Raw genomic sequence first — 5,606 nt, forward strand, 5'->3', positions numbered from 1 at the left:
CAACTCCAAGTGGTGTATCCTTAAGCATTATACCTAAAGCGGAACCTGGATCATATTTCCCCTTTACCGCGTTCGTTTTTACCCCATAAACGCTTTGACGATCAAACAGAATTTCCACGTTGGTTTGGCGGGCAAAATCCTTGAGTGTGGTGGTGGCGAAACCTTCAGGAATATCAAGGGGTAGCTTTTCTTTTTCGGTGCAGGCGGTGAGGAAGATTGTACAAAGGCAAGCGAAAGCAAAAATCAGTAGGAACGAGTGACGGTGTGATCGTATGGAATTTCTGTTCACGGGTTGTTGCGATTCTGTAGGAGGGGGTTAATCCCCCGATAACGTCTGCCGAAGATCGCGGCGTAAAGCCGCTCCTACAATTGAATACATCATTGGGCTTCCCGCAAAACAATCTCTCTACTCCCCCGCCATTCGGCTTCCATGCCAAAACTGGACTCCATCAGGCGAACAAAGCCCTCCACGTTGTCCGACCAGAACGAGCTGCTCAGGCTGATGGTCTCTAGCGAGGGATCACTAAGTACTACCTGAATCGGGTTACTTCTGTTAAACTCTTTCACTATTTCTCCCAGCTGAATTTGATCGTAATCCAACAGGCGTGGCTGCCAACGGTGGACTTCTTTGATTTCCGTCTCGTTAATCGAGGTCACCTCGACCACCAACGATTCGTTATGCAGCTTAACCTTGGCCCGCTGGCCAATTTCCAGAAAAGCGTCTGTAATGGGCGTATCCGGGGAAGGCTGCGGCACAGTTGGCTTAACGTTCACCTTGCCTTCGGTCACAATAACATCCACTTCATCCTCTGAAAGGCGGACGCTGAAAATGGTGCCCACGGCTCGAACATCGACTCCGGCCACATTGACGATGAAAGGTCGATTTGGATCCTTCGCCACATCAAAGTTGGCCTCTCCTTTTCTTAAAAATATACGGCGTTCGGATGCGGAATAGGCGACTTCCACTTCAGCCCCTCGATTAATCTCGATCAAAGAGCCATCTTTCAGTGTTCTCTGTTCAATCCTGGCCAGTAATTCTATGGCAGGTTTAAGTTTTAGCCCGGACGGTTCCTTCGGCTTGGACAGGTTGATGTAAAATACAAGAGCTATGATTGCCGCCATGGGAACCGCCGAAAACGCCAAAATATTCCGGATTAACTTTTTGCCTTTTTGGTCGGGCATTTTTTCCGGAGCCAACAGATCCGGGTCGATCCGGGCGTGATGCTTCAATTGAATCCCCGCCAAGCGGTCAAAATCGTCCCAGTCATTCTGGTACCGTGACATCGCTTTGCGATGTGCTTCGTTTTTGCCCAACCATTCCGTATAGCTATCTTGCTCTTCCGGCGTCAGACCACGGTCTAACCGAGCTAACCACTCTGAAGCAGCTATCTCAATCGGAGAGTTTTCATCAAATTCTGATGGAATATGTTTCATCGTGTATCTCGAGTTTTATAACCTCGCTGGTGGAAAAAGGCGGTACATTTGCGCATCCCTATACCTACCTGCACCTCAACGGTGTTCTCCGAAATTTCCAATTTCGCAGCCACCTCCTTTTGCGAGAGTCCGTAAATTTTTCTTAAGGTCATGACCTGGCGACATCGCTCGGGTAAAGACCGGATCGCGGACACCAACTGGTCGATTTCCTCTTGTAAAGCCGTGGATTCAAAGGGACTCGCCATTTCATCCGCCAAAACAAGCGGGTCCAACTCTTCGGCCTCAGGAGAGTACTCCAGCTTCATGCGCTGCAAACGATTGATCGCCAAATTCCGCGACACCACAAAGAGAAATGCCTGCGGATTCGGTACCGGGCCAGAATCGTGCGCTTTAAGTATCCGTGAAAATGTATCCTGTATAAGGTCGTCCACATCCCGAATGGCTGAAAACCGGGATCTAATCCATCGCCGCAACCCAGCCTCGAAAGGCAGGACCGCATCAACGAACCATATGGATTGCTCTGTTTCTCTATTGGACATTTTAGGTCAACGAAGGCAAAAACTATATCCCCTCTCAACCGTTAACAATTTAGAAACAAAGTTCCGTTAATAAAAAATGGAGAAAAATTTCATTTTATTTCCTAGTTATTGATAATCTGTCACTTACTGGCCGAATTCATACCCTGCGGGAAGCTTAGAACCGTTACTCCGGAGATAGAACTTGCTAACAGTTCTTCGGTTCATGAAAATTTACGGTCATGAATGTTGAGGAAATCTGTGAGTAAGCACACAAGTTATCCGCCTCCGAGCGAGCTGAATTGATCTCGCGACTTATCCAGGAGTTGGAAAAGATAGAAAAGGGTCAGAGTATCAAGAAGAAATTCCAAAAATAATCGATTTTGTTAATTGGGCACACTCCGTCCTTTGGCTGAAAATAGCCAAATTGAATTAAGCGAATAGGTGGATTTGCTTACGGGTTGGAACCAATCGGAGGATTCCCGTTTTTGTTGGGGTTGCGGCCCAATGCGCGGACTGGTTGCGTGCCGTCGGATTATGGAAAATTGCGGCGAAGTATCTTGTGCGCTTTAGAGCAAATAGCTTCAATGGGCCGGAACAACGGGGCATTCTGACCCGTGCCGTCGGACAGCGCAATTACACTGAACTGCGATCCGCGGCTTCCAATTATGTGCCTTCCGATTGTCCCGAACCCGAGAGTGAAATCCCAGTGTCCTATTCACTGGAGCTAAAGCGGTAAGTTTATCTCATAAATTTCTTGCGCGGTGTTGCGCCAAATCCCCAAGGGCGAGTCTTTGGCGAAAGCTTCGTTTGCGACCCCCAGGCGTTTCCACTTACAAAGAAACGCCGGCCACGATTCTACTATATACCCGGCGCGCTGAGCATGGTCGGTCTCATCGCCGTCTTTTCGAAGATGGTCCGGCAGGTAAATGAAGTGAGTCTTCATTAGACGGCGGGCGAGGCGCAGGAGGCGGCGGGCCATGGCGGTTTCGATGGCTTTTCCTGAAGCTTTGCGGCGGCGGGCGTCGTCCATCAGATCGACGGGTCCGTGCAGATAGAGATGGTTGCCGGCCTGGGGGAGGTAGTCCTTAAGCGTGCGGTTGAAGCGTAGGCGTTTGCCGCCGACGCGGGCTTCGGATTCGGGGCCTCCGGTCTGTTTGACTTTGGGGATGATGCCGGCGTAGGCGTTGATGCAATCGGTGCGGCGTGCGGTGGGGAGGTCTCCGGTCTCGGCAATGATCGCGGCGATGAGCGTGATGCCGAGTCCGCGTATGGAGGTGAGGAAGGCGGCGGGTGTGCGGGCGAGTTGCCGGGCTATCTCATGGTCCAGTAGTGCGGTGTTGCGCTCGAGGGCGAGGTAGAGGTCGAGCTCGCCTTGAAGGAGTTGATGGCTGGTCCGGGCGACGGCGGCGTCGGCGGGGATGGAGCCCTTAGCCTGTTCTTTGAGGGCGGTGGCGGTCTCGGCGGCATTTTTCACGCCGAGGCGTTCGAGTTGACGTTGTAGTTTGGCCAGTGGTTTCTTGGAAAAAGTAACGGCGCAGAATGATCCGTGCATGAGCTGGATGCTGGCGTGGGAAAATGGGGGAATCGCGGATTTGGGTGCGAGGAATCCGGGGAACAGGCGGTCGGCATGGGTGTGTATCCGGTTCTTAATTCCGGTCGTTTGGCGAACGAGTCGGCGGCGTTGTCGGGTAAACTCGCGCAGTTGCTTGTAAGCGCCGGGAACGGCGAACTCGCGGGCGTTGCGATTGAGCAGCGTCTTGGCGATGGCCTGAAGGGATGTTTTGTCTGTTGAGGAGTCGATGCTTTCGGCCTGACGGTGCACCTCGTGTGCGTTGACCTGCATGGTGACGTATCCATGGCCCGCCAGCCTGAGCATGAAGTTCTGGGTGTAACTGGCGCTATCCTCACCGGCGATAACGACCTGGGCTTTGCTGCGGATGTCTTTTGTCTTTCTTGTTTTCTCGATCGCTTCGACGAGATAATCGACGCCGTCGCGGTCGTTGCGCAGGGTGAAGGGTTTTCTCAAATACCGCCCGTATCCGTCACAGAAGAACGCGTAATGCGTTTGCTTGGCGAAGTCGACTGGAACGAGCAGGACTTTGCCTGGATTTTGCGCTTTCATAAAAGCGGCGTGAAGTTTTTGACTTTGGTTCTTGAATATGGTTTTAGTTTTCATCCCGCCTTTTATAGGTGCAGCCGCTGCGAAAGCATACGGCATATTGAAAAAGCCACGGTGGGGCTGCTTGCGCAGCCTTGCCGATGGCCCTTTCACCCGCTTCTTGGTAAAAGAATTTATCAAAGCTAACGATGGTCGTTTGCCAACGATGTATTCAGGCGAAATACCGCGATCGAATGGGGAAACCTGGAAGTCTTTAAATGATGCTCTTCGTAGAGGTTATCGAGGCTTTCCAGGCGGATCTTCGCTTTCAAAGTTTATAGGGAACAGATTATTGAATGGGTAAAAGAATTTATCAAAGACAATGACGGTAAACTGCCAAGTCAGCATTCAGGTGAAATCCCAAGTTCCAACGGGGAAACATGGATGGCAATTGATCAGGTACTCATTAAAGGTTCCCGAGGCTTACCAGCAGGATCTTCTCTTTATAAGTTCCTGATTGAGCACGGCTTGGATGAACCTGCGCGAAATGTAAGGGAAGGCTAAGCCTCTAACTCATAAAAAAACCCAAAAATAAATATCAAAACCGGAGGTTTCCCTGTAGCCCAAATTTCTAAAGGGCTAAATGGAACTTGAAGAAAGTGTGTGCTTATTATTCTTGGGTGCCTTCGCTTTCTCACACTCAGACAAAACCGAGGACCTGAATTGTTAAATGATTTGAGGTCTTGAGAATCTTGATTCCCTATTAATCCGTGAAGCCAACCCTTCAACCGTTGATGCGTTAATGTCGATGGCGCTGTATCAACTCCGCCTGATGTTTAATTATGTCCGCTTCGAATTCCTCTAAAGTCCCAATATGGAGGGCATTGCAGGGGGTCAAACGCAAAACATTAACATTGAGCCCTTCCTCCCCTTCCCGATTCATTTGGATGATAGGGCCTCCACCATTTTCTCAAAAGAGCCTTGAAAGCCGGAAAGCTCTTTGAACTGGTCTTCGCGGTAAGGGGTAAATTCGAATTTAGAGATTTTGCCGTCCTTGATTAACACTAACTCGTGATGGATTTTTAAGGAATGAGTTTTTTTCGTTTCGGATGGAACCGCAAAGCCGGGCCACGGTTCGGCTACTCTTCCCATTAGGTAGACCTTCTCTTGGTCTGCTACATACTCCAGTATTTCATAGTGATACCCGTCGGATATATTACTTTGGAGCTTCTTTTTGTGTCCCTCGATTCCAAGTTTACCGGGCACTTGAGCATCTTCAGCAAATAGCTCATCATACAATTCGATCTTTCCTTCGTTGAGTATTTCTAAAAAGACGCGAGCGGCGATGGCGTAATTGGCTTCTCCTTCTGGTGAAGAAAAAACGGGTTTGGCGAGAACCAGGGCGAAGGTTACCAGGAGATGAATTGAGAAAAGGGGTCACATCTTGGAATTGAGAAAAGGGGTCACATCTTGGATATTGACAAGGAATTGAGAAAAGGGGTCACATCTTGGAATTGAGAAAAGGGGTCACATCTTGGATATTGACAAGGGAATTG

6 protein-coding genes are annotated in these 5,606 nt (G+C 49.8%); all 6 read right to left on the reverse strand.

From position 1 onward, the window contains the following. On the reverse strand, positions 1 to 289 hold a 289-nt coding region (locus O3C43_24485), incomplete at its 3' end, for an STN domain-containing protein (GenBank protein ID MDA1069646.1). A gap of 89 nt (positions 290 to 378) precedes the next feature. Next, entirely contained in the window at positions 379 to 1,434 is a 1,056-nt protein-coding gene (locus O3C43_24490; GenBank protein MDA1069647.1) for a FecR domain-containing protein, read from the reverse strand. Further along, positions 1,431 to 1,973 carry an RNA polymerase sigma factor gene (locus O3C43_24495; GenBank protein ID MDA1069648.1) on the reverse strand — a complete coding sequence of 181 codons (543 nt, stop codon included), beginning with the start codon at positions 1,971 to 1,973 and terminating at the stop codon, positions 1,431 to 1,433. The genes O3C43_24490 and O3C43_24495 overlap by 4 nt, the downstream gene beginning before the upstream one ends. Before the next feature lie 703 nt (positions 1,974 to 2,676). Next, positions 2,677 to 4,128, reverse strand: coding sequence for a transposase (locus tag O3C43_24500; protein ID MDA1069649.1), 1,452 nt, complete (start codon positions 4,126 to 4,128; stop codon positions 2,677 to 2,679). Between the two features lie 125 nt (positions 4,129 to 4,253). After that, positions 4,254 to 4,382 (reverse strand): hypothetical protein, encoded by a 129-nt coding sequence (locus O3C43_24505; GenBank protein ID MDA1069650.1) that lies wholly within the window; start codon positions 4,380 to 4,382, stop codon positions 4,254 to 4,256. Positions 4,383 to 4,989: 607 nt separating this feature from the next. After that, positions 4,990 to 5,316 (reverse strand): hypothetical protein, encoded by a 327-nt coding sequence (locus tag O3C43_24510; protein ID MDA1069651.1) that lies wholly within the window; start codon positions 5,314 to 5,316, stop codon positions 4,990 to 4,992. Positions 5,317 to 5,606 lie beyond the last annotated feature (290 nt).

Source organism: Verrucomicrobiota bacterium (assembly GCA_027622555.1).
Lineage (GTDB): Bacteria > Verrucomicrobiota > Verrucomicrobiia > Opitutales > UBA2995 > UBA2995.